Origin of the sequence: Bacteroides sp. AN502(2024) (assembly GCF_041227145.1) — a bacterium.
In the GTDB taxonomy this organism is placed as follows: Bacteria; Bacteroidota; Bacteroidia; order Bacteroidales; family Bacteroidaceae; genus Bacteroides.
The window spans coordinates 232,699-255,905 of record NZ_JBGFSP010000004.1; the positions used below are offsets into that span (position 1 = coordinate 232,699).

Below are 23,207 nucleotides of genomic sequence, written 5' to 3' on the forward strand. Positions count from 1 at the left end.
ATAGTTACAGATAATGGTATCTACAACACTCTGTGTGGCGATGGAAAGCTGTCTTTCAAGAGCAAGGTAACTGGTAAGAACAAGGTAACCCAGCCAAACAGCTACGCATAAATCTCCGTTTCCTTACTTTGAAACTCCAGTTTCCTTACTTTGAAACTCCAGTTTCCTTACTTTGAAACTCCAGTTTCCTTACTTTGAAACTCCAGTTTCCTTACTTTGAAACTCCAGTTTCCTTACTTTGAAACTCCAGTTTCCTTACTTTGAAACTCCAGTTTCCTGCTTGGAAACGAGAGTTCCCACGCAGGAAACTATGAATCGGAAGTAGGATACTGACGGAATGACCGGTACGATTCGTTTACGGTGTTGCAGATAACGGGCTATCTGCAACCATCTGCAACAGTATCTGCAACGTTGTAACCAACTGTTTATTAATACATTATATCGATTTCGTTGCAGATGGCAGATGTTTTGCATTTTAAGAATGATATGTGTATAAACAATTATGACACCATACCATTGGTACGATGTCATAATATCAATAGAACCACGTCAAAATACCGAGGTCGTAATGACATGATGTAATTACGCTAACCTAATTTATTTATTTTTCTTCCAAAGCTTGCTCATATCCTCCAATGTCTTGCCCTTCGTTTCAGGCACCCAACGCCAAACGAAGATGGCAGCAGCTACGCAGATTATGCCATATAAACTATACGCAAACATCGGGCTGAAATCGTACAATGCCGGAAAAGTAGAAGATACAATATAGTTAAATATCCATTGGAAAGCTACAGCGATAGCCACTGCTTTACCACGAATGGTGTTTGGGAAAATTTCCGAGATCAATACCCAGCAAATCGGTCCCCAGGACATCATGAAGAATGCTGCATATACAATCACTGAAAGTACCGGAAGAATGCCCTTTATTGCCATGCTATCACACATTGCCACTGCAAATGCACCTACGGCCATACCGATAGAACCGATAATCAAAAGAGGTTTACGCCCAAAGCGATCTACTGTAAAGATAGCAACCAGTGTAAAGACAATATTTACAACACCCATAATAACTGTCTGCATCATGCCACCTCCTTCTGCACCCGCATTTTCAAATATACGAGGAGCATAATATAGTACCGCATTAATACCGATAGCTTGTTGGAATACAGAAAGCAAAATACCGATCACAATTACTGCCATTCCATAAGTCAATATTTTCTCTGTCTTCTCATGAGCAGTAGCTTTAATATCATTAAGGATTTCCTGTGCTTTTGTCTTACCATTGATCTTTTCCAGAATTGAGTAAGCCTTTCCATCCTGCTGTATCAATACAAGATAACGGGGAGTCTTCGGAACAAAGAACAACAACAAACCAAAGAAAGCAGCAGGAAAAGCTTCCGAACCAAACATGTAACGCCATCCTTCATAAACAGTCCACATATCAGATTCAGCACTAACAGACAGTGCACCGGCCGCATCTTTCAATATAACAGGATTCTGATGATCGCCCATAATCAGGAAATTCACAAAGTACACTACCAACATACCAAAGATGATAGCAAACTGGTTACATGACACAAGCGTTCCACGAATATGGGAAGGGGCTATTTCAGCAATATACATCGGGCAGACTGCAGAAGCCAGTCCTACTCCGACACCCCCCAAAACACGATACAAATTAAAGGCAATCAACAGATCCATGTTCGGTTTTCCATATTCGAAGAATAAGAATTCCGGATAATAAGAACCTAATGCTGAAAGAAAAAAGAGTACGGCTGCAAGCCTTAAGGAATTACGGCGCCCCAAACGGGAAGCAAATATACCGGAGATCGCACCACCCAGTACACAGCCAATCAATGCACTGGAAGATGTGATTCCATGCATTACTTTATTATATTGAAAATCGGAAGCCGAAAGGAAAAATGCCTCCAATCCTTTCTCTGCACCCGAAATAACGGCTGTATCATATCCAAACAGCAGTCCTCCCAAAATGGCGACAGAGGTTATCGAATATAGGTAGAGTTTACTACCCTCGTTCGTTGTATTAATCATAGTTATAAGTAGATAAAATAGTGTTGTAGTAGTTGGACATATATCACCACAGATTTCACAGATTGACACAGATAAGATTCAAAATGAGAGAGAAGAGAAATCTGCCTGTGAGAATCCGTGTAATCTGTGGTGGGTTTAATTAGCAATACATATTCAGAATTGCTTCATAAAGCTCTTGTTTACCGCTGGTCTGCTTCGGTTCGCCGTTTGCTTTAGCATAAGCGACTACGTCTTCCAAAGTCAACTTGCCATCTTCAAATTCCTTACCTTTACCACCATCGAATGAAGCGTAACGGTCAGCCAACATTTTCTTATATGGAGATTCGTTCAACAGAGCAGCTGCACTTTCTAATGCACGAGCCATAGCATCCATACCTGCGATATGAGCGATGAAGATATCTTCCAGATCAGTAGAGTTACGACGAGTTTTAGCGTCGAAGTTTGTCCCACCGTTACCCAAGCCACCATTACGGATAATTTGCATCATAGCTTGTGTCAGCTCGTAGTTGTCAATCGGGAACTGGTCTGTATCCCAACCATTCTGATAGTCACCACGGTTAGCATCGATAGAACCCAACATGCCGTTGTCTACCGCTACTGCCAATTCGTGTTCAAAAGTATGACCAGCCAAAGTTGCGTGGTTTACTTCAATATTTACTTTAAAATCTTTATCCAAACCATGAGCTTTCAGGAAGCCGATTACAGTTTCTGTATCTACATCATACTGGTGTTTAGTCGGCTCCATCGGTTTCGGTTCAACCAGGAAAGTTCCCTTGAAACCACGAGCACGAGCATAATCGCGAGCCATAGTCAACATTTGCGCAAGATGTTCTTTTTCACGTTTCTGATCTGTATTCAGCAGAGACATATAGCCTTCACGCCCACCCCAGAACACATAGTTCTGGCCACCCAGTTCAATCGTTGCGTCGATTGCATTCTTGATCTGAACAGCAGCACGAGCTACCACGTCAAAATCAGGATTAGTAGCAGCACCGTTCATATAACGTGCATGACCAAATACATTGGCAGTGCCCCACAACAGTTTGATACCTGTTTCAGCTTGTTTCTGTTTAGCATAAGCTACGATTGTTTTCAGGTTGGCTTCGTATTCTTCGATGCTTGCACCTTCGGATACTAAGTCTACATCGTGGAAACAGTAGTATTCAATACCCATTTTCTGCAAGAACTCGAAACCTGCATCCATTTTATCTTTTGCAGCTTGTATAGCATCAGCATTACTATTCCAAGGGAATTGTTTGGTTCCGCCACCAAATTGGTCACCGCCTTCAGCACACAAGGTATGCCACCATGCCATAGAAAATTTCAACCAATCTTTCATCTTCTTACCGTTGATAACCTTTTCAGCATCGTAATAACGGAATGCCAACGGATTCTTACTATCTTTACCTTCGAACTTAATCTTTTCAATTCCCGGGAAAAATTCTTTTGTTGCCATAATTCTTTTATTTTTAAATGGTTATTATTTAGATTGTTATTTATCTGTAGATAAAACCGAAGCCGGTATGCTACCGGTCATCGACTTCTCGAGACGATATTTCCACTTTGCATAAGCGTCGGCATATTCCTGCCGTTTCGCCACATTAGGCTCGATCACATCCAGTTTGTCAAGCGTAGCAAACGCTTCATTGTTATCTTTGTAAATGCCTGCACCGATACCTGCACCTTTCGCAGCCCCCACAGAACCGTCTGTATCATAAAGCTCGATAGTAGCTCCTGTAACTCCCGCCAACGTATCGCGGAAGATAGAGCTCAAGAACATATTAGCATGTCCGGCATGGATCATCTTCACGGGAATTCCCATCTGCTCCATGATATCAATGCCGTATTTAAAAGAGAATACGATACCCTCTTGAGCGGCACGAATCATGTGGTGTCTACTATGTGTATTGAAGTCCAGTCCACAGATGCTACAACCGATTTCTTTATTGTTCAACATGCGCTCGGCACCGTTACCAAAGGGCAGGATACTGATTCCTGCGCTACCGATAGGAGCTTTGGAAGCCAACACATTCATTTCATTATAAGATATTCCTTCGGGAGCAATGTTCCGTTTTACCCATGAATTAAGAATACCTGTTCCATTAATGCAAAGCAGTACTCCCAGACGTGTCTGGTCCATCGTATGATTGACATGGGCAAAGGTGTTGACACGTGACTGCGGATCATAGTCCACTTCACCATTCACACCATAAACCACTCCTGATGTTCCCGCCGTAGAAGCTATTTCACCCGGGTTGAACACGTTCAGAGAGAGAGCATTGTTAGGCTGGTCACCTGCACGATAAGTAATCGGTGTTCCTTTTTTCAATCCAAGTTCTTCGGCAGCTATTGCACTGACGCATCCCTGCTCTGCGAAGGTCGGTTTAATATCTGCAATCAAAGAAGAGTTGAATCCGTAATAATCCATTAGGAAATCAGCCACTCGGTTGTGCTTGAAATCCCAAAACATACCTTCCGAAAGTCCGGAAACGGTTGTGCAAATTTCTCCACTCAACTTCATGGCAATATAATCACCCGGCAGCATTATCTTGTAAATCTGCTCATAAATGGCAGGTTCGTTTTCTTTAATCCATGCCAACTTGGAAGCTGTAAAGTTTCCCGGTGAGTTCAACAAATGAGAAAGACATCTCTCCTCTCCGATTGTTTCAAACGCTTTCCGGCCGTATGGTACCGCACGGGAGTCACACCAGATAATAGCAGGACGCAGGACATGCTGATTCTTATCAACACATACCAATCCATGCATCTGATAAGAGATACCAATGGCTTTAATTTCAGCAGCACTCACTCCGGATTCTGTCATAATAGCCTGTGTAGCCAATTTTAAGTTTTCCCACCAACTTTCCGGATCTTGTTCCGCCCACCCGGGGTTCACTGCAATGATATTTGCCTCCGTTTTCGGAAAAAATGCCGATGATACACATTTACCTGTTTCAGCATTTACCAAACTCGCTTTTACAGACGAGCTACCTATGTCATAACCTAATAAAAACATGATGATGTTTACGATTTAACGATTTACTATTGAATACTTAATACTCGAATTAATCTCACCTTCTCACCTTATTATATATCTTCTTATCAAATTTATAATAACGGGCAGCACGGTGAGCCACTCCTTGTTGTTTTTCTTCCAAAGGAACCACATATTCCATCATGGATATTTTCTTATGAAAGTTGCGTACATCCACAGTTTTGTCGTATACCAATTCAAAAAGAGTTCTTAATTGTGCAGCTGTAAATTTGCGCGGAAGCAGTTCGAACAATATGGAAGGGTTAAATTCTACAAACTGGCGAATATAAGTCATCGCTTCCTTAATAATCAGATTATGATCGAAAGCCAATGTTTTCACCTCTTTCAAAGCAATCCAACAAGCCTGATGATCGTCCAGATTCTTGTCCAATGTACGGTCTATCTTTACCATCGACAAATATGCAATGGTCACAATACGTTCCACTCTTGACTGCATAGCTCTTTCCAGCCAACGCACATCTTTCGGATTACTCGTTCTGTTTTTAGAGCCGAATGCTTTAAACTGTATCAGATTCACATTCTTAAGTCCTGTCAGTTCATACAAAACCCGTTGTGCCGCTTCATCCAGATCCTCATCCATATATATAAGACTTCCGGGAAGTTTCATATCGTGATATACTTCTCCATTATCCTCTCCTGCACGTTTTACAAGCAACACTTTCAGCTGTTCTCCGTCAAAACCAATCACTACACAGTCCACTGATATATGATTGTTTGCTAAAGGTGTATTTTTCCGTAAATTTTGCATATCCTTTTCTTTAATCCGATGCAAATATAGAGGCTAATATTCATCAAAACAAACATCGAAACTATGCTATAAAACATTGTTTATCATACAAATACATATCATACATTCTACAATATGAACAGTTAGTGTTATCTTACGAATTACAATATGTATTTTACTATTTCCACAAGTGAGTAATTGTATATAGTACGAAAACCAGATGGATGCTTTATTATCAGTACTTTTCATCTCATTTCCAACAGATACCGGCAAAGATACTTATTGTATTTTAAACGATATATCATTTTGTACCTTATCGTTTTTATTCTATCTTTGTCAAGTAAATATTAAAAAAACTAAAATGGATCGTCATCCAGTCATTTTATCCATTGCCGGTTCCGATTGTTCGGGAGGTGCGGGTATTCAGGCAGACATAAAAACAATCTCTGCTTTAGGAGGCTATGCGGCATCAGCCATTACTGCCCTCACCATACAAAACACATTGGGAGTACGTGCCGTACAATCCATCGCTCCTGATATTGTCTATGGGCAAATAGAAGCAGTGATGGATGACCTGCAACCGGTTGCCATAAAGATAGGGATGATTCATGATATTCAGATTGTACGTATCATTGTCGATTGCCTCCAAAAGTACACACCGGAATATGTCGTGTATGATCCGGTGATGGTATCTACCAGCGGACAAAAACTGATGACGGACGAAACTATAGAAGAAATAAAAAAAGAGTTGCTGCCACTTGCTACCTTAATTACGCCCAATATTAACGAAGCAACTGTGCTCACAGGCAAAAATATCCACAACATTCAGGAGATGCAGGCGGCTGCCAAAATGCTGACAGATGATTATCACACTAGCGTCTTGCTAAAAGGCGGACATCTGGAAGGAGATAAGATGTGTGATGTGTTGCATACGCCCGAATCCATCTACCATATATATGAGGAGAAAAAAATAGAAAGCCGTAACCTACACGGAACGGGATGTACCCTCTCCTCTGCTATTGCTACCTGTCTAGCCAAGGGCTACCCTATACAAGAATCCATCCAATATGCAAAAACATATATCACGCAAGCCATTATTGCAGGAAAAGACTTGAATATCGGTCATGGCAACGGTCCCTTATGGCATTTTCCAGACTCCATTGCACAAATGTGTACATTTTGTGCGGTTATATCATAAAAATACGTAACTTTGCAACGCAATTAAAAATCAATAAAACAATAAAAATATGAAAGCATTTGTATTTCCCGGTCAAGGCGCTCAATTTGTGGGAATGGGCAAAGACCTGTATGAAAACTCAGCTTTAGCAAAAGAATTGTTCGAAAAAGCAAATGATATCCTCGGATATCGCATTACAGATATCATGTTCAATGGCACAGACGAAGACCTCCGGCAGACAAAGGTTACCCAACCTGCCGTATTCCTTCATTCTGTTATCTCCGCTCTTTGCATGGGGGATGATTTTAAACCGGAAATGACAGCAGGTCACTCACTCGGTGAGTTCTCCGCATTGGTCGCTGCCGGTGCGTTGAGTTTTGAAGATGGACTGAGACTCGTTTATGCTCGTGCAATGGCTATGCAAAAAGCTTGTGAAGTTACTCCTTCCACAATGGCTGCAATTATTGCATTACCGGATGAGAAAGTAGAAGAAATTTGTGCAACAGTAAATGCAGAAGGTGAAGTTTGCGTACCGGCCAACTACAACTGTCCGGGACAAATCGTGATTTCCGGTTCTGTACCGGGCATCGAAAAGGCTTGCGAACTAATGAAAGCTGCCGGAGCAAAGCGTGCTCTTCCACTGAAAGTGGGCGGTGCTTTCCATTCTCCGCTGATGGACCCTGCGAAAGTAGAATTGGAAGCTGCTATCAAAGCGACCGAAATACATACCCCCAAATGTCCGGTATATCAGAATGTGGACGCACTTCCACATACAGATCCTGCAGAAATCAAAAAAAACCTGGTTGCCCAGCTGACAGCTTCCGTACGTTGGACACAGTCTGTTAAGAATATGGTTGCCGACGGTGCTACTGATTTCACAGAGTGTGGTCCGGGTGCAGTACTTCAAGGACTGATTAAAAAGATTGACGGTACTGTCAATGCTCACAGTATTGCATAAATATCTGTAAGAGAGACTTTATCTAAATAAAGCGTGTTGGCAATAGTTATCAACACGCTTTTTTAATCCCGCACTTATACGGTATGAAGTGCTTTTATTTGGATGAAGTGATGATCAAATCTCCTTTAAAACTTACTTCCATATTTACAATACTATATATGGACGTTTCCGGAATGGCCAAGACTGCTTGATAATGAAAACCGCTCCGATCTACCTTCACAAACTTTGTATCTGATAAGATAGATTGCTCCAGAAAATCTTCCGGAAGCACTTTGCCAAACATTTGCTTGGTAATATCACTGGCAAACAGACTCTTTTTACCTTCGTATACACAAATGTGCATGACATTGTCATAGTACACATTATCCATGCTAATCCCATCTTCGGAATAAGTAGTCTTGACGACTTTCATTTTGGAAGGATTAATATATACGTATGCACGATAGCGAATGCCATTATAGGTCACTACACTATCTCGTTGGGTCACTTCCGTATATGTCGGAATTACTAATTCCTGACGGACAAAATAGATCGAATCATTAAAATCTTCGGATTTGTGCAGTTTAATTACATCATCTGTTATGGAATGAAACCAGAATATATGTTCTGTCTGCTTATCTATTTTATAATAAGTAGTATCATTTCCATAAGTATACAGAGTATCCCTTATTATTTTAAATGCAATGGGAGTACTTTGCACATCTGCATAGTAGATAGTATCTCCTTCTACTTGCATCAACGGGCTCTCCGTCTCATCGTCCAGCCAAATTCCCTGTAGCAGCCCTTTTGCACCGAAATTCTCCTTCTCTTGTTGGAGAGAATGAGACCCCTTATTGACGCTACATGCCGCGAAAAAGATTGCCATTAACGATACAGCCACATTTTTCATCATCTATTTTTGTTTTGTATAAAGATACTCCTGTTTTTTATCTGCCAATACAATGATAAACAAATCCGAGCTCTTCCATCTCTTTTTTGTCATATATATTACGCCCATCCAGCACAATCTGCCGAGACATCGTTTTCTTGATAACAGCCCATGAAGGCAGACGGAATTCTTTCCATTCGGTAACCAGCATCAACACATCAGCATCCAGTACTGCATCGTACATATCACAAGCATAATAGATAGTGTCTCCAATCCTGCGCTTGCATTCTCGCATGGCAGCCGGATCATACGCACGCACCTTACAACCGGCTTTCAGCAATTTGTCAATCAGGATTAATGCCGGAGCCTCGCGCATATCATCCGTTTCCGGTTTAAATGCTAATCCCCACAGAGCAACAGTCTTACCTTGCAAATCACCATTAAACAGTTTCACAAGTTTTTCACACAAGATACTTTTCTGACGTTCATTCACTTCTTCCACAGCCGTAAGTAGTCGCATGGTATAGCCGTTCTGTTCCGCAGTTTTAATCAATGCCTTCACATCTTTAGGGAAACAGGAACCACCATATCCGATACCCGGATATAGGAATTTACGTCCGATACGAGTATCCGACCCTATTCCACTACGCACCATATTCACATCCGCACCAACAATCTCACATAAGTTTGCGATATCATTCATAAAGCTGATACGGGTTGCCAGCATCGAATTTGCCGCATATTTAGTCATTTCTGCAGACGGAATATCCATGAAGATCACACGAAAATTATTCAACAAGAAAGGTTTATACAACTTGGACATCAGTTTCTCCGCACGTGCCGACTCCACTCCCACCACCACACGATCCGGGCTCATAAAGTCACTGATAGCATTTCCTTCTTTCAGGAATTCCGGATTAGAAGCCACATCAAAATCAACCTTCACGCCTCTCTTATCCAACTCTTCCTGAATAACCGCGCGAACCTTACTGGCAGTCCCCACCGGAACGGTACTTTTAGTAACTACCAATTTATATTGTTTCATATTACGTCCGATGGTACGGGCCACCTCCAACACGTATTTCAAATCAGCGCTGCCATCTTCATCCGGAGGGGTGCCGACTGCACTGAATATAACCTCCACGTCATCCAGACAACTTTCTAATGAGGTTGTAAACTTCAATCGCTTTGCTTTCATATTACGGAGTACCATCTCTTCCAATCCGTTTTCATAAATTGGAATGTTCCCCTTTTGCAAAGATTCGATTTTCTCTTTGTTCGTATCAACGCATGTTACGTTTACACCAATTTCAGCAAAACATGTGCCTGATACCAGCCCCACATACCCTGTTCCTACGATTGCAATTTTCATACTGTACTCTATTGTTTATTTAGAAATTCATTCAAAATAAACGGCGTCTTTGAAAGCAGTTCCTTCTCTGTCTTTCGCAGATAATAACATTTGCGACTCTGCCAACGGCCAATCGATCCCCAATGTTTCATCATTATATAAAATAGAAGCTTCGGCTTGTGGAGCATACTTGTTATCTACCTTATATGTAAAAACAGCTTCTTCACTCAAGACAGCAAAGCCATGAGCAAAACCACGAGGTATAAAAAATTGTCTTTTGTTTTCCTCACTAAGCAATACGCTGACGTACTTTCCAAACGTAGGCGATGATTTACGCAAATCAACAGCCACATCCAGCACTTCTCCTTTAAGAACACGAACCAGTTTCGCCTGACTGTATTCTCCTTTCTGATAGTGCAACCCGCGTAACACGCCAAAAGATGATTTCGATTCGTTGTCCTGTATAAAGTCCACAGGACCGATATGGGCATCAAACTCTTCTTTCTTATAGGCTTCCATAAAATACCCCCGTTCATCGGAGAAAACTTTAGGCTCTATCAGCCATACTCCGTCTATTTCCGTTTGTATATAGTTCATGATTGATTGTGATAAATAAAACGATGCAAAAGTAGTGATTTTTTCGAAGTTTTCTGGGATATATTCAATTTATCTCTTAATTTTGCAGACATGATTGAATTGGCACAACATATAGAGACTTTACTATTGGAAAATGACTGCGTCATTGTTCCGGAATTTGGTGGTTTCGTAGCGCATTACTCGCCGGCAACCCATGTAAAGGAAGAAAATATATTTTTACCCCCTACCCGCACAATCGGCTTTAGTCCGCAATTAAAACTGAATGACGGTGTATTGGTACAATCTTATATGTCAGCGTACGAAACGAGTTTTGCTGACGCCAGCCGCATCGTAGAAAAGGAAGTAAACGAGTTCATCGGTCTCCTTCATGAAGAAGGGAAAGCCCATTTGGATAATATAGGCGAGATTCGTTATAACATTTATGGCAACTATGAGTTTGTTCCTTATGACTATAAGATGGCGACTCCTTCATTATACGGTCTTGACTCCTTCGAAATGCACGAACTTTCCGTTCTTCAACAGAAAGAAAAAGTATGGATACCGACTCATACCGAAAAGGAAAAGAAAACCTTTGAAATTAGTATCAACCGTGCATATCTTCGCAATGCTGCAGCGATGATTGCTGCCATCGTTTTGTTCTTCGTTTTTTCAACTCCGGTAGAGAATACCGATGTTCAAAAGAACAACTATGCGCAATTATTGCCCGGCGAGCTTTTTGAGCAAATAGAAAAGCAATCGGTTGCAGTAACTCCTGTTCTTGTAAAAAACGATGTTGCAGTTGCACAACAAACCAAGAAGTCTCCTGCTTCAAGCAAGACCTCATCTAATCCAAAGCTAACGGCAAATAAAATACAAACATCAAGACCTATTGCCGTAAAAGAGGTAAAAGTTAGCAGACAGGAACCAACTCCTACCCTTACATCAGTTAAACCGCAAGCGGATAATCATCCTTACCATATTATTGTAGCAGGTGGAATTAGTTTTAAGGATGCAGAAGCTATGGCAACCCAATTAAAATCAGAGGGATTTGCAGATGCAAAAGCTCTGAACACTGATGGCAAAGTACGTGTCAGTATCAGTTCATTCAACAACCGTGGTGAAGCGACCAAGCAATTACTTGAACTGAGAAAAAACGAAACTTATAAAAATGCCTGGTTACTGGTTAAATAAAAATCCCTTTTAGAAAGCATGAAACGAGTTCTTTGTCCCAAATGCGAGAATTATCTTTATTTTGATGAAACCAAGTATAGCGAAGGGCAATCGCTGGTATTTGAATGCGAACATTGTGGCAAGCAATTCAGTATCCGGCTAGGAAAAAGTAAAGTTAAAGCTCTTAGAAAAGAAGAAGATCTGGAAGAAGAAGCTGCATCTCACAAAGAAGAATTCGGATATATCACTGTTATTGAAAATGTATTTGGCTTTAAACAGTTGCTTCCCTTGCAAGAAGGTGACAATGTCATAGGCCGCCGTTGTATCGGAACAGACATTAGTACTCCCATTGAAAGTGGTGATATGAGCATGGATCGACGCCATTGCATCATTAATATAAAACGTAACAAGCAAGGAAAGTTAGTCTACACGTTACGAGATGCTCCCAGCCTCACAGGCACTTTCCTCATGAATGAAATTCTAGGAGATAAAGACCGTGTACGTATCGAAGATGGTGCTATTGTGACAATTGGGGCCACGACTTTTATTTTGCATACGGCTAAACAAGAAAAATAAATAACTTGATCATAAAAATAGCGCCACTGTCCTCTGAACAAGTGGCGCTATTTTTATGACCCATCTTCTAATTACAGAATACCTTTCACAGTTTCAAGCATTCCTTTTTCCTGAATAGAATCCAGGTTTGCTTTCACAGCTTCTGTCAATCCCGGAATCTTATTCAAATTTTCTCCCCAGATAAAATCTGCTGCCAGAACACCTTCAGCTACTTTCTTCGTGCAACCGGTTGTCCAAAGTTCTTTCAACAGGTTCATGATTTCAGGAGCATCATTCGGAACAATCTCAGCACCATCAGCACGTACACCACCCTTATAATAAGTAATGATAGCAGCTAAACCAAGCACCAGTCCTTTAGGAAGTTCACCTTTACGTTCCAAATAAGTCTTCAATCCCGGCAAATCACGAGTTTCGTATTTAGGGAAAGAATTCAGCATGATACTGGTTACTGCATGATCCACGAAGGGATTGTTGAAACGCTCCAACACATCATTTGCAAATTTCTCCAATTCATCCTTCGGCAAGTTCAAAGTTTCCATCAGTTCGTCAAACATTACCTTGTGGATATATTTACCAATCACTTCGTGCTGACAGGCATCACGTACAATATTCACTCCCGAGAGATAAGCAACCGGAGAAAGAACAGTATGCGGACCATTTAATAAAGTAACCTTACGTTCGTGATAAGGAGCTTCCGACGGTACAAACAATACATTCAAGCCAGCCTTGTCAGCCGGAAACTCTTTCGCAACTTCCTGCGGAGCCTCAATCACCCACAAATGGAAGATTTCAGCCTGAACAACCAGATTATCATCATATTGCAGTTTTTCTTTAATAGCAGCAATATCTTTGCGCGGGAATCCCGGAACAATACGGTCCACCAATGTTGCATATACACCACAAGCTTCTTCAAACCAAGTTTTAAACTCGCTACCTAAGTTCCACAATTCAATATATTGATAAATGGTTTCTTTCAACTTATGACCATTCAGGAAAATAAGTTCGCAAGGGAAAATAATCAAACCTTTTGTCTTATCCCCATTGAATGTTTTAAAACGATGATACAGTAATTGAGTCAGCTTACCCGGATAAGATGAAGCAGGAGCATCTTCAAGTTTACAAGTCGGATCAAAAGCAATACCAGCCTCTGTAGTGTTTGAAATAACAAAACGCATTTCAGGTTGCTCCGCCAACTTCATAAACTCTTCATTTTGAGTATATGGATTTAGCGCACGGCTGATTACATCAATCATTGTCAAGCTGTTAACCACCTCCCCTTTATCCAATCCTTGAAGATTAACATGATAAAGATCATCTTGTGCGTTCAGCATATCGACCATACCTTTCTCAATGGGTTGAACCACTACTACACTGCTGTTAAAATCAGCTTTCCGGTTCATGTTGTAAATAATCCAATCTACAAATGCACGCAAAAAGTTACCTTCACCAAATTGAATAATACGCTCCGGACGTTGTGTTTTAGGAGCCGTTTCTTTGTTTAATGCTTTCATGTTAGTTGTAATTTATAAAATTGATATTATACAAATTCAAAATAAAAATCAATATTCTCCTTCATCAGGATATCAATAGGCATATACTTTACAGGTTCAACAGACTTTTTAAACACGACAGAGTCACACAAAGCCTTCACCCCGCAATATCCTTGCAATCCCGGACGTTGTCCGATTAGATAATGCACATCACCGGATTTTAGCAATTCTACGTTTGCTTTCAAAAGGTCATATCCTATCAGTCCCTTCATGCTACGTCCCGCACGGCGAAGATACTCTCCCAACTGATACACTCTGGAATTAAATACAACTCCCAATACCGCCTTCGGATGCGCCTGAAAAAACTCATCTAATGTCTGTTGGTTACTTTCTTGATCGGATTTATTGAGTACCACTTCATGGATTACCAGATTATTATATTCTTCGGAAATATAATTCATAAAACCGTCCAAACGACGTTGCATCTGTATTTCAGCCGGATTATCCTTATTGTTACTTAAAAACAAAACCAACTCCTGACCTTCTCCTGCCGAATAATTACGCATCAATATTTTTGCTGCGATATATCCGCTTTTATATGAATCCTGCCCGATATACGTCAATGCTTTCGCTTCTTCCATATTGAAATCGACAAAAGCATAAGCTATTTTATTTTCCTGTAAATAAGCTGTCAGCGCCAGTGTCCCTTCCCGGAAATTCGGAGAAATCAATACCGCATCCACATTCTTTTCTTTGATGGCAAGACAGGCTTCTTGATAACTCCTCTCATCCCCATGACGATAGAACAGATAATCTATACTCACATTAAAAGGATGCAACTCTTGACGGGCACGCTCAATCCCCCCTATTACCGAATGCCAATAATCATGCTCTATATAATAAGGTATCAAACAGAGAAAAGAATATTTCTTTTTAGCAGCCAAGCCAATAGCAAACACATTGGGCTGATAATGAATCTCATCCAACACCTTTTGTACTTTAGCTTTGCTTTTAGGAGATACGTCACCGCGATTATGCAACACCCTGTCGACCGTTCCGGCAGAAACGCCGGCCATGCGGGCAATGTCTTTAATGGTATAGTTCCGGTTCTCCATAGTACTAAAACTTAAATATTATAAATAATCGCTGCAAATATACGAATTATTTTGTTACTCCAAGTAAATTTTCTATTTTTGTGTTCGATAACGGTTAATAAAACCAAAAACATAAATAAAGCCTATTAGCTTTAAAATCAATACTATATAGGTATAAATGCAGAAAGTAATAATTTTATATACTTAAAACACAGTAATAATGAAGAACTTCATGGACGAAAACTTCTTGCTGCAAACAGAAACTGCGCAAAAGTTGTATCACGAGCATGCGGCTAAAATGCCGATCATCGACTATCACTGCCACCTTATCCCTCAAATGGTAGCTGACGACTACAAGTTTAAATCACTGACCGAAATCTGGCTGGGTGGTGACCACTACAAATGGCGTGCAATGCGTACAAACGGAGTAGAGGAACGTTTCTGCACAGGAAAAGACACCACAGACTGGGAAAAATTCGAAAAATGGGCAGAAACAGTGCCTTATACTTTCCGTAACCCATTGTATCACTGGACTCACCTCGAGCTGAAAACAGCATTTGGCATCAATAAGATATTGAATCCGCAGACTGCACGTGAAATTTACGATGAATGTAACGAGAAACTGGCTCAACCTGAATATTCAGCGCGCGGAATGATGCGCCGTTATCACGTGGAAACCGTATGTACTACGGATGATCCTATCGACTCATTGGAATACCACATCCAAACACGCGAAAGTGGATTCGAAATCAAGATGTTGCCGACTTGGCGTCCTGATAAGGCAATGGCTGTAGAAGTCCCTGCTGATTTCCGTACTTATGTAGAAAAGCTGGCAGCAGTAAGCGGTGTCACTATTTCTAATTTTGATGATATGATCGCTGCTTTGCGCAAACGTCATGACTTCTTCGCAGAACAAGGCTGCCGTTTGTCTGACCATGGTATTGAAGAATTCTACGCAGAAGATTATACGGATGCTGAAATCAAAGCAATCTTTAACAAGGTATATGGTGGCACAGAATTGACTAAGGAAGAAATTCTGAAATTCAAATCAGCCATGCTTGTGATCTTCGGTGAAATGGATTGGGAAAAAGGCTGGACCCAGCAATTCCATTACGGTGCGATTCGCAACAATAACACGAAAATGTTTAAATTACTGGGTGCTGATACAGGTTTCGATTCTATCGGTGAGTTTACAACCGCCAAAGCAATGGCTAAATTCCTTGATCGCCTGAACACCAATGGCAAATTGACTAAAACAATCCTCTACAACTTGAACCCATGCGCCAACGAAGTGATTGCAACAATGCTGGGCAACTTCCAAGAGGGCTCTATTCCGGGAAAAATCCAATTTGGTTCCGGATGGTGGTTCCTTGACCAAAAGGATGGAATGGAAAAACAAATGAATGCTTTGTCAGTACTTGGCCTTTTAAGCCGCTTCGTAGGTATGTTGACAGACTCCCGCTCATTCCTATCCTATCCGCGTCATGAATATTTCCGTCGTACATTGTGTAACCTGATAGGACGTGACATAGAAAACGGAGAAATTCCGGTGTCTGAAATGAATCGTGTAAATCAAATGATTGAAGATATCAGCTATAACAATGCCAAGAACTTCTTCAAGTTCTAACAGATAGCTGACACTATAAAAAAATACCGCTACCCAAGTCGAACATAACTTTCAGTAGCGGTATTTTTTATTCTTACAACTAAACCGGGTACTTTTCATATAGCACAACCGCCTTTATCAGAGGCAGATTCTCCTTGCAGAACCACGGAAAATCAACACATCTGAAATCTACATGACTCTCCTCAACCATTCGAATGGGATGAACAGAACCCTTGCCACATTTCTTTCTCAACTTAATAGAGTGCATAGACACTCTGGAAATCTTCACTACAGTCCATTATCTTTTAATTTGGGTTGGATAGGGCAAAGATAGTGAACTATTGTCTTTCATCTTTAAACGCTATTGAGTGCTTACAAATCCTTTGAGCCATTTTGCTAAATAAATCTGTATCAATCGCCTGTTTTACCGGAAATTTGCATTACTTTTGCAGTAACGAAACAGCCATTTCGGAAACAACCGTTTCGGAAATAGCAATAAAAAAGGATAAGGACATGAGATTTTTTGACAGGACAGAAGAAATAACCTCTCTTCGCAAGATTCGCGAAATGGCGCTAAACAATGCTCAGTTCACAGTGGTAACGGGACGTCGCCGTATCGGTAAGACATCACTCGTGTGGAAGGCATACGAGGATGAACCGGTTCTCTATTTCTTTGTTGCCCGGAAAGCCGAAGGCGATTTGTGTGAGGACTATCGGCTTGAAATAGAGAACAAGTTGGGTGTCCCGACCATGGGACGGGCCGAACACTTTACCGATGTGTTCGAATACCTGATGAAACTTTCGACAGAACGTTCCATCACGCTCTTTATCGATGAGTTCCAAGAGTTTTTCCGTGTGAACAAATCAGTGTTCAGCGATATGCAGCGCATCTGGGACCTATATAGCCCGAAGTCCCACATTAACCTGATTGTCTGTGGTTCGATTTATTCCATGATGACAAAGATATTCAAGGATAAGAAAGAGCCGTTGTACAACCGACAGTCCCGCTTTATGACTGTGCGTCCGTTTACTCCGACTGTCCTGAAAGATATTCTTTCGGAATACAATCCCGGTTACACAGCGGAAGATCTGCTGGCCTTGTACGCTTTCACGGGCGGCGTGGCGAAGTATGTACAACTACTCGTGGATGCAGGAGCAACAACTAAAACGGCTATGCTCGACCAGATTATAAAGGTCGACTCCATATTTCTGGGGGAGGGTAAAGCGATTCTTATCGAAGAGTTCGGCAAGGATTACGGAATCTATTTTTCCATACTATCGGCCATTGCACGAGGAAAAACATCCCGTTCGGAAATCGAGAACGTGGTAGGCAAGGAAATCGGCGGTTATCTTACCAAGCTGGAGAAAGAATACGAAATCATATCGAAGAAACAACCGTTGTTCGAGAAGAGTTCCGCCAAGAATGTCCGGTATATCATCGAGGACAACTTCTTCACGTTCTGGTTCCGCTTCATCTACAAGTACAGTTATATGCTTGAGATAGAGAACTATGGAGGTATGAAGATGATTATAGACCGGGATTATGAAACTTTCAGCGGCCTGATGCTTGAACGTTACTTTAAGCGTGTGCTGATAGAACGGCAAGCCTATACGCGCATCGGTGGCTGGTGGGACCGCAAGGGTGAGAGCGAAATAGACATAGTAGCTGAAAACGAACTGGACGATACAGCGACATTTTTCGAAGTCAAACGCAAGGCCGAAAATATCGACATGGAAAAACTGGAAGCGAAAGCAGCCGCTTTCATGCGTGCAACGGGAGAGTTCAAAGGTTATTCCCTGTCATACAAAGGACTGTCAATGACTGACATGTAGCAACACATATCAGCATAACGAACTAACAGAGACCACAGACTTAAAAGGACGGCTTCACTACTTATCAGGAGTTTAAAACTTCTCATATAGCACAACCGCCTTTATCAGAGGCAGATTCTCCTTGCAGAACCACGGAAAATCAACACATCTGAAATCGACACGACTTTCCTCCAGCAGATTGAGAAAACGGATATCGTTTATCATCTCTTTGATGGAAACGAACAGGAGCGGATTCTTCTTTCTTTTGCAAAAAAACAGCGCCTTTTGCAGTTCTGCGTATGCAATGGCTCGTTCATCCTTACAAGCGGAGTCGTTTCTCTTATCAAAGAAAGACAACCGGACTTTTAATGAATCATACCGTTGGAGATATTCCGCCAACAGTTTCTGTGTTTCAGGAGAGGTGTCATCGCCATATAGAATGATATCACTGTATTGTTTCATATCGGGTATTTGTTCCGGTCGCACGCCTCTTTTTCCCAAAGGAAGCTCCGCATATTCTTTTAACAACTGTTGTTTCGTGACCTTACGAAGATTCTCAACGGAATAGAAAGCATATCTGAATACAAACTGAATTCCTTTCTTCTGTACAGATTCCTGTTCCGAGAAAAAAGAGTTCAGCCGTATCTTGTTTTCTTGAAAGATATGTTTGGGAATATCGTCCTGATAACTATCGGTCGTGTATTCAAGGATGGTCTTTTTCACAAAAAGTTCGGCAAGGGTACGGTTGTAAAAATCAACAAGAACGAAAAGTTTATTCACATCAAATTCACCCTCGGAGAAAAGAAATTCATCTTTCCAAATGCGTTCCTAATGGGGTTCCTAGAAAATAAATAGAAGCCATATTGACCTATATATTAAAGTGTGTCATGTAAAGAATGCCAACTTTACAGACACACCTTGGTTTTAGAGTTGTAATTTAAATGTCTTTAGGATATGTATCCACGATGCGCATTGGTTGCACTATCTCTATTTCCCCTTCTTTATAATAAAAAGCGCCAGAGAGATCATAATGTGGTCCAACGGACTGATTGATAGTCATTCTCACGAATAAATTTTTCTCCTAATATATTTATCTAATGCCTCTTGTGTGGGAGAGAGAAAGATAAGCTTCCCCATATCATTGCTTAGCTCAATAGGTATAGATTGGTCTGTTGTATACTCTCTTTTCCATACATTTTTCCATCGTTCATTGGTAAGTATCTTTTCCGCAAGAGTTTTAGCCTTTTCTTCGCTTATCTTATATTCTAATAGGTCTACAATAATTGGCAATTCTTTCGTTATCCTTAAAATATTTTCTTTCATTTTTTCATCCCACGGCAGAGGATTATTGAGAATACGTTGATAGCAATTGTATATTATATGACAAATTTCTAAATCAGCATTCTTGCTTAGCATTTCGATAAGACCAACAATGTGATGTGTGACTATTAAATAATCTATTATGTTGTAAAACCTGTTACAAATAAAATCATTCACTTCGGCTGTAAATTTTCCGCAATCGACTAAGATATGAATTTCTTGTCCATTATTACTTAATAATAATGCGATACAATCGCCATTCCCAACATTAAATGTTTTAAATGCAACATCCATACACTATAGATAATAGATAAAAATTATATAAAAGCATTGTAATATTCAACACATTCCATTATCTACTCTTATTTGCTTTGTTTATCGTCATTCATTAGTATTGTTTTCCTCTAACTTCTCCAATAGAATCCTATTTCTTAGTTGTGCACGTTTGAGAATGTCTGAATATTTAATAATTTCAGTATATAAATCTCCTTTTTGCCTACCAAACTTTCCGGGGATATCATACGACGGTCTGAATATGAACTTCAAATTTGGAGATTGTTTAAAAGAAGAATTTCTTTCTTCTATGAAGTCATACTCGATGTTTTCACCAACTATATATCCATAGAAAGAATGTATCTTGAAATTTTCATTGGATAAATTATTGATGACCATTGCATACTTATTGATTTGATCCAAATATTCCGATACATCTACATCTGGAGCCTTGAACTCAATAATAATACATTTACCTTCAGTAGGATATAATAAAATATCCGGTCTTCTATGACCTACATCTATCATCTTATCTCCTAACTGTCTTACCTTATATGACTTCTCTTCTTCTGTTAGTTCTTCTTTAATTAGTTTTACTCCATCTATCTCAATTTTGTCCAGAAGTTTCTCAGAGCATCCGTCAAAATACAAATATTGATCGTCCAACAACCATAAATCACTATCTTTCGTGTTTGTACTATGTTGTTGAAATATTAGATTATGTAAAAGTTTTCGTCACCTCTTCCTCCTTGCTTTAGTTTTTCAAGTTCCTTGTTCATAATCATATCAAAGATTTCAAGAACCAATCGCCTACGTGCGATATGCTTTGTTATGTTAGTACGATTCTGTAATATATCTTTCGGAAATTATTATCTTCTACTTTATATACACTCTCGAAAATCGTATCATCAAAATAATGAAGATATTGTATTCTACCGGTTCCTTTGTTGTTATTAGATTTACTATTATCACGTAGATTTAATAGTCTTGTAAAACTTTCCTCATTAAGACCAATGCCATTGTCTGTTATTATTATTTTCTGAAGATTATTTAAATTGTTTTCTTTATCTTCTTCAAACATACCAACATTATAATAGAATTCAATAACTATTGAGCCTAAATTCAAATGTTCCGCTGTATACTTCTCTAGTATAGATTCCCAAGAATTAGTAAAGGCCTCATATACGGGCTGCAACTTTACACCATTCTTGTGAATAGAACGAAGTTCATTGCGATAGTAAATTCCTGTTGCTTTTAGAAGTTCAGCCATATGACTATATTTTTAAATGTAAATTCTAATTACCAAGAAAGCTATTTCAATATTTTATCTATAGTCTATTTTTGCAACCTATCAATTAGTAATGAGCGAACAACCTCATAGCCCTCTTGGGGATTAAAGTTTTCATCAGGACGGAGTAGTTGTTGCGTATCTCCTAAAAATTCCTCATCCTGCATTTTATCTTCCATATTAATAATAAACTCCTTGTATGTAGGAATATGATCAACCACGAAATCCATATATTGATGATAGCATTTCAGTACATTGTCAATATTAAGATCTTTGGTTGTCAAAGCTTTATATAAATCATACAAGTCTCTACCTTTTCGTCTTTGATATAATGCTCTAAGTTTAGTGCCTACAAGTTCATCAAGTTGGTAAGTAAGAAAATTGCATTCTCCTTGATACCATTTGTTTGAAACAGAAAATGGTATTTTTTGCATTGGCAATACATTGAAGTGTTCCTTGCAGTTTATTTCCACCTTTAAATGAATGGGTACAACAGGAGGTATTTCAGACTCCATCCTAAATATCAGAGTGTTATTGTTCCTTTTTTGTTTAACCTTCGGTTCCCCAAGAAAAGACAAAGCATCCCTAATATGATCGTATATCTCTTTAATAGGTTCTGCTTTAATCTGAATCAAGTCAATATCCTCACTGTAACGAGGTTGAGGCGAAAGATATAACTTGTGTAAAGCTGTACCGCCACGAAATGCAAGATGAGAAGCCAAATACTCATCTTTATAAATTTCAGTTAGGGCTCTACAAATAAGCAGATCTTGTTCTACCTGTTCTGATTCAGTCCAGGGAACGACTTCATTCCATTCTCTAATCGCAAATTCGGGTATCATTCGTCTATTTCTATTTCTTGGTTAATAATTACTTTCCATTTCTTGTCAATCTCACAACCTTCTGTTGATTTACCAATTTTGAATGGAACATTTCTCATTGTTAGGGAAAGAGGGAACTTGGATTTAAATCTATCTGCAAGATCTTCTCTTTCCAGAACGGATTCTAATATATATCCTAATCTTTGATAAATAGGGGTCGGTGCAAGGTCGAAGAAATCTCTATTTAATTTGTCAAAATCAATACTATCGACCAATTCATTTAGGACAGTACACACCCTATTTAAACCTCCTATGTGTTTTTCATTCTCTATTAAATCTATGGCTGTCAATTCAGGAGATGCCACATTTACATAACCAGATTGAGCCTTATGGCTTCTTGTATACTTCTCAGGAATATCTTTCTTGGAGAAGAAAAGAATGGAGGTCCCTGTTTTGGCTGTATTTCTCAATTTGGGAGCTTCTGTCATTACTGAAAAGGTTTGTGCCCTTTGATGTGATGCACCATAGAAAGATGCAGCATTAAGCAAACTGACATAATACTTCTTGTTCAAAAACGACATTAACGCGTCTATGTAAAACACCGGTGGAATAATCGCTTTTAAGGCAAATTCAATTGGCATGATAACATAAAAACCTTTCCAAGGAGAAATAATTTTCTTCTTTATAGTTAGGCGATATAAAGAGGTTCTAATATAAGCATCACTAAATTGAGGAAAGTTGCTTTTAACATCCTCAATTGTGAAAGTGTAATAGCCTCTCATTACCTTTTCATCAATCCAATCTGATAAACTATAATCTTGCTGTTTCATATATTCTGCAATACGATTGCAAATATAATCAATTTATGATGATTATTGCAAGTTCATTGCTAATTATTTTATTCTGTATGGTAATATTTGTCATTTCTATCACTCTTTAATGCTATAAACAGATTAATTCCACTCTCTTTTCGCTGCGAGATACTCTTCAACA

At 39.7% G+C, this 23,207-nt stretch carries 21 protein-coding genes; 6 read left to right on the forward strand and 15 right to left on the reverse strand.

The features are described 5' to 3' along the window. Positions 1-597 precede the first annotated feature (597 nt). From xylE to AB9N12_RS15890, 4 genes are all read right to left on the reverse strand, one after another. Positions 598-2,052, reverse strand: a complete 1,455-nt coding sequence (gene xylE / locus AB9N12_RS15875) for a D-xylose transporter XylE (RefSeq protein ID WP_369893092.1) — start codon at positions 2,050-2,052, stop codon at positions 598-600. A 139-nt stretch (positions 2,053-2,191) separates the two neighbouring features. Further along, positions 2,192-3,508, reverse strand: a complete 1,317-nt coding sequence (gene xylA, locus AB9N12_RS15880) for a xylose isomerase (RefSeq protein WP_369893093.1) — start codon at positions 3,506-3,508, stop codon at positions 2,192-2,194. Between the two features lie 36 nt (positions 3,509-3,544). Further along, positions 3,545-5,068: a xylulokinase gene (locus AB9N12_RS15885; RefSeq protein WP_369893094.1), complete on the reverse strand. Its 1,524-nt coding sequence runs from the start codon at positions 5,066-5,068 to the stop codon at positions 3,545-3,547. A 55-nt stretch (positions 5,069-5,123) separates the two neighbouring features. Further along, positions 5,124-5,855, reverse strand: a complete 732-nt coding sequence (locus tag AB9N12_RS15890) for an NUDIX domain-containing protein (RefSeq protein ID WP_369893095.1) — start codon at positions 5,853-5,855, stop codon at positions 5,124-5,126. 340 nt (positions 5,856-6,195) lie between these two features. On the opposite strand from AB9N12_RS15890, the gene thiD reads away from it, so the two are divergent. Both thiD and fabD read left to right on the forward strand, forming a co-directional pair. Continuing rightward, positions 6,196-7,032: a bifunctional hydroxymethylpyrimidine kinase/phosphomethylpyrimidine kinase gene (thiD, locus tag AB9N12_RS15895; RefSeq protein WP_369893096.1), complete on the forward strand. Its 837-nt coding sequence runs from the start codon at positions 6,196-6,198 to the stop codon at positions 7,030-7,032. Positions 7,033-7,081: 49 nt separating this feature from the next. After that, positions 7,082-7,969, forward strand: a complete 888-nt coding sequence (gene fabD, locus AB9N12_RS15900; RefSeq protein WP_369893097.1) for an ACP S-malonyltransferase — start codon at positions 7,082-7,084, stop codon at positions 7,967-7,969. Between the two features lie 94 nt (positions 7,970-8,063). On the opposite strand, the gene AB9N12_RS15905 is transcribed toward fabD, so the two are convergent. Genes AB9N12_RS15905 through rfbC form a run of 3 tightly spaced genes read right to left on the reverse strand, consistent with a single transcriptional unit; the run spans position 8,064 to position 10,785 of the window. After that, positions 8,064-8,861: a DUF4738 domain-containing protein gene (locus AB9N12_RS15905; RefSeq protein ID WP_369893098.1), complete on the reverse strand. Its 798-nt coding sequence runs from the start codon at positions 8,859-8,861 to the stop codon at positions 8,064-8,066. A gap of 34 nt (positions 8,862-8,895) precedes the next feature. After that, positions 8,896-10,209 carry a UDP-glucose/GDP-mannose dehydrogenase family protein gene (locus AB9N12_RS15910; protein ID WP_369893099.1) on the reverse strand — a complete coding sequence of 438 codons (1,314 nt, stop codon included), beginning with the start codon at positions 10,207-10,209 and terminating at the stop codon, positions 8,896-8,898. 27 nt (positions 10,210-10,236) lie between these two features. Beyond that, positions 10,237-10,785 (reverse strand): dTDP-4-dehydrorhamnose 3,5-epimerase, encoded by a 549-nt coding sequence (rfbC, locus tag AB9N12_RS15915; protein ID WP_369893101.1) that lies wholly within the window; start codon positions 10,783-10,785, stop codon positions 10,237-10,239. A 90-nt stretch (positions 10,786-10,875) separates the two neighbouring features. Between rfbC and AB9N12_RS15920 the strand changes: the two genes are divergently transcribed. Both AB9N12_RS15920 and AB9N12_RS15925 read left to right on the forward strand, forming a co-directional pair. Next, the gene (locus AB9N12_RS15920) at positions 10,876-11,955 is read left to right on the forward strand and encodes an SPOR domain-containing protein (protein WP_369893103.1); all 1,080 of its coding nucleotides are present in this window, start codon (positions 10,876-10,878) and stop codon (positions 11,953-11,955) included. 18 nt (positions 11,956-11,973) lie between these two features. Further along, positions 11,974-12,510: an FHA domain-containing protein gene (locus AB9N12_RS15925; RefSeq protein ID WP_369893105.1), complete on the forward strand. Its 537-nt coding sequence runs from the start codon at positions 11,974-11,976 to the stop codon at positions 12,508-12,510. Between the two features lie 71 nt (positions 12,511-12,581). Here the strand turns inward: AB9N12_RS15925 and AB9N12_RS15930 are convergent, their stop codons facing one another. Next, a complete protein-coding gene (locus AB9N12_RS15930; protein ID WP_369893107.1) occupies positions 12,582-14,021 on the reverse strand; it encodes a tagaturonate reductase in 1,440 nt (479 codons plus the stop codon). A gap of 26 nt (positions 14,022-14,047) precedes the next feature. Beyond that, entirely contained in the window at positions 14,048-15,115 is a 1,068-nt protein-coding gene (locus AB9N12_RS15935) for a substrate-binding domain-containing protein (protein ID WP_369893109.1), read from the reverse strand. A gap of 199 nt (positions 15,116-15,314) precedes the next feature. Here AB9N12_RS15935 and uxaC point away from each other — a divergent pair, with 199 nt between their 5' ends. Further along, the gene (uxaC, locus tag AB9N12_RS15940) at positions 15,315-16,721 is read left to right on the forward strand and encodes a glucuronate isomerase (protein ID WP_369893111.1); all 1,407 of its coding nucleotides are present in this window, start codon (positions 15,315-15,317) and stop codon (positions 16,719-16,721) included. Positions 16,722-17,213: 492 nt separating this feature from the next. Continuing rightward, positions 17,214-18,533: an ATP-binding protein gene (locus AB9N12_RS15945; RefSeq protein ID WP_369893112.1), complete on the forward strand. Its 1,320-nt coding sequence runs from the start codon at positions 17,214-17,216 to the stop codon at positions 18,531-18,533. Between the two features lie 72 nt (positions 18,534-18,605). Here AB9N12_RS15945 and AB9N12_RS15950 read toward each other — a convergent pair whose 3' ends face one another. From AB9N12_RS15950 to AB9N12_RS15975, 6 genes are all read right to left on the reverse strand, one after another. Continuing rightward, positions 18,606-19,292, reverse strand: a complete 687-nt coding sequence (locus AB9N12_RS15950; RefSeq protein ID WP_369893113.1) for a hypothetical protein — start codon at positions 19,290-19,292, stop codon at positions 18,606-18,608. A gap of 282 nt (positions 19,293-19,574) precedes the next feature. Then, positions 19,575-20,126, reverse strand: coding sequence for a hypothetical protein (locus AB9N12_RS15955; RefSeq protein ID WP_369893115.1), 552 nt, complete (start codon positions 20,124-20,126; stop codon positions 19,575-19,577). 87 nt (positions 20,127-20,213) lie between these two features. Further along, positions 20,214-20,771: a hypothetical protein gene (locus tag AB9N12_RS15960; protein WP_369893117.1), complete on the reverse strand. Its 558-nt coding sequence runs from the start codon at positions 20,769-20,771 to the stop codon at positions 20,214-20,216. A 163-nt stretch (positions 20,772-20,934) separates the two neighbouring features. Then, complete coding sequence (locus AB9N12_RS15965; RefSeq protein WP_369893118.1) at positions 20,935-21,375, reverse strand: hypothetical protein; 441 nt, start codon at positions 21,373-21,375, stop codon at positions 20,935-20,937. Positions 21,376-21,440: 65 nt separating this feature from the next. Continuing rightward, complete coding sequence (locus tag AB9N12_RS15970) at positions 21,441-22,235, reverse strand: nucleotidyl transferase AbiEii/AbiGii toxin family protein (RefSeq protein WP_369893119.1); 795 nt, start codon at positions 22,233-22,235, stop codon at positions 21,441-21,443. Continuing rightward, on the reverse strand, positions 22,232-23,044 hold the full coding sequence (locus AB9N12_RS15975; protein WP_369893120.1) for a type IV toxin-antitoxin system AbiEi family antitoxin: 813 nt from the start codon (positions 23,042-23,044) through the stop codon (positions 22,232-22,234). Before AB9N12_RS15975 ends, AB9N12_RS15970 begins: the two co-directional genes overlap by 4 nt. Positions 23,045-23,207 lie beyond the last annotated feature (163 nt).

Coding starts and splice junctions, on each gene's coding strand:
- xylE (WP_369893092.1), bottom strand. CDS start 2,052: ATGATTAATACAACGAACGAGGGTAGTAAACTCTACCTATATTCGATA.
- xylA (WP_369893093.1), bottom strand. CDS start 3,508: ATGGCAACAAAAGAATTTTTCCCGGGAATTGAAAAGATTAAGTTCGAA.
- AB9N12_RS15885 (WP_369893094.1), bottom strand. CDS start 5,068: ATGTTTTTATTAGGTTATGACATAGGTAGCTCGTCTGTAAAAGCGAGT.
- AB9N12_RS15890 (WP_369893095.1), bottom strand. CDS start 5,855: ATGCAAAATTTACGGAAAAATACACCTTTAGCAAACAATCATATATCA.
- thiD (WP_369893096.1), top strand. CDS start 6,196: ATGGATCGTCATCCAGTCATTTTATCCATTGCCGGTTCCGATTGTTCG.
- fabD (WP_369893097.1), top strand. CDS start 7,082: ATGAAAGCATTTGTATTTCCCGGTCAAGGCGCTCAATTTGTGGGAATG.
- AB9N12_RS15905 (WP_369893098.1), bottom strand. CDS start 8,861: ATGATGAAAAATGTGGCTGTATCGTTAATGGCAATCTTTTTCGCGGCA.
- AB9N12_RS15910 (WP_369893099.1), bottom strand. CDS start 10,209: ATGAAAATTGCAATCGTAGGAACAGGGTATGTGGGGCTGGTATCAGGC.
- rfbC (WP_369893101.1), bottom strand. CDS start 10,785: ATGAACTATATACAAACGGAAATAGACGGAGTATGGCTGATAGAGCCT.
- AB9N12_RS15920 (WP_369893103.1), top strand. CDS start 10,876: ATGATTGAATTGGCACAACATATAGAGACTTTACTATTGGAAAATGAC.
- AB9N12_RS15925 (WP_369893105.1), top strand. CDS start 11,974: ATGAAACGAGTTCTTTGTCCCAAATGCGAGAATTATCTTTATTTTGAT.
- AB9N12_RS15930 (WP_369893107.1), bottom strand. CDS start 14,021: ATGAAAGCATTAAACAAAGAAACGGCTCCTAAAACACAACGTCCGGAG.
- AB9N12_RS15935 (WP_369893109.1), bottom strand. CDS start 15,115: ATGGAGAACCGGAACTATACCATTAAAGACATTGCCCGCATGGCCGGC.
- uxaC (WP_369893111.1), top strand. CDS start 15,315: ATGAAGAACTTCATGGACGAAAACTTCTTGCTGCAAACAGAAACTGCG.
- AB9N12_RS15945 (WP_369893112.1), top strand. CDS start 17,214: ATGAGATTTTTTGACAGGACAGAAGAAATAACCTCTCTTCGCAAGATT.
- AB9N12_RS15955 (WP_369893115.1), bottom strand. CDS start 20,126: ATGGATGTTGCATTTAAAACATTTAATGTTGGGAATGGCGATTGTATC.
- AB9N12_RS15965 (WP_369893118.1), bottom strand. CDS start 21,375: ATGGCTGAACTTCTAAAAGCAACAGGAATTTACTATCGCAATGAACTT.
- AB9N12_RS15970 (WP_369893119.1), bottom strand. CDS start 22,235: ATGATACCCGAATTTGCGATTAGAGAATGGAATGAAGTCGTTCCCTGG.
- AB9N12_RS15975 (WP_369893120.1), bottom strand. CDS start 23,044: ATGAAACAGCAAGATTATAGTTTATCAGATTGGATTGATGAAAAGGTA.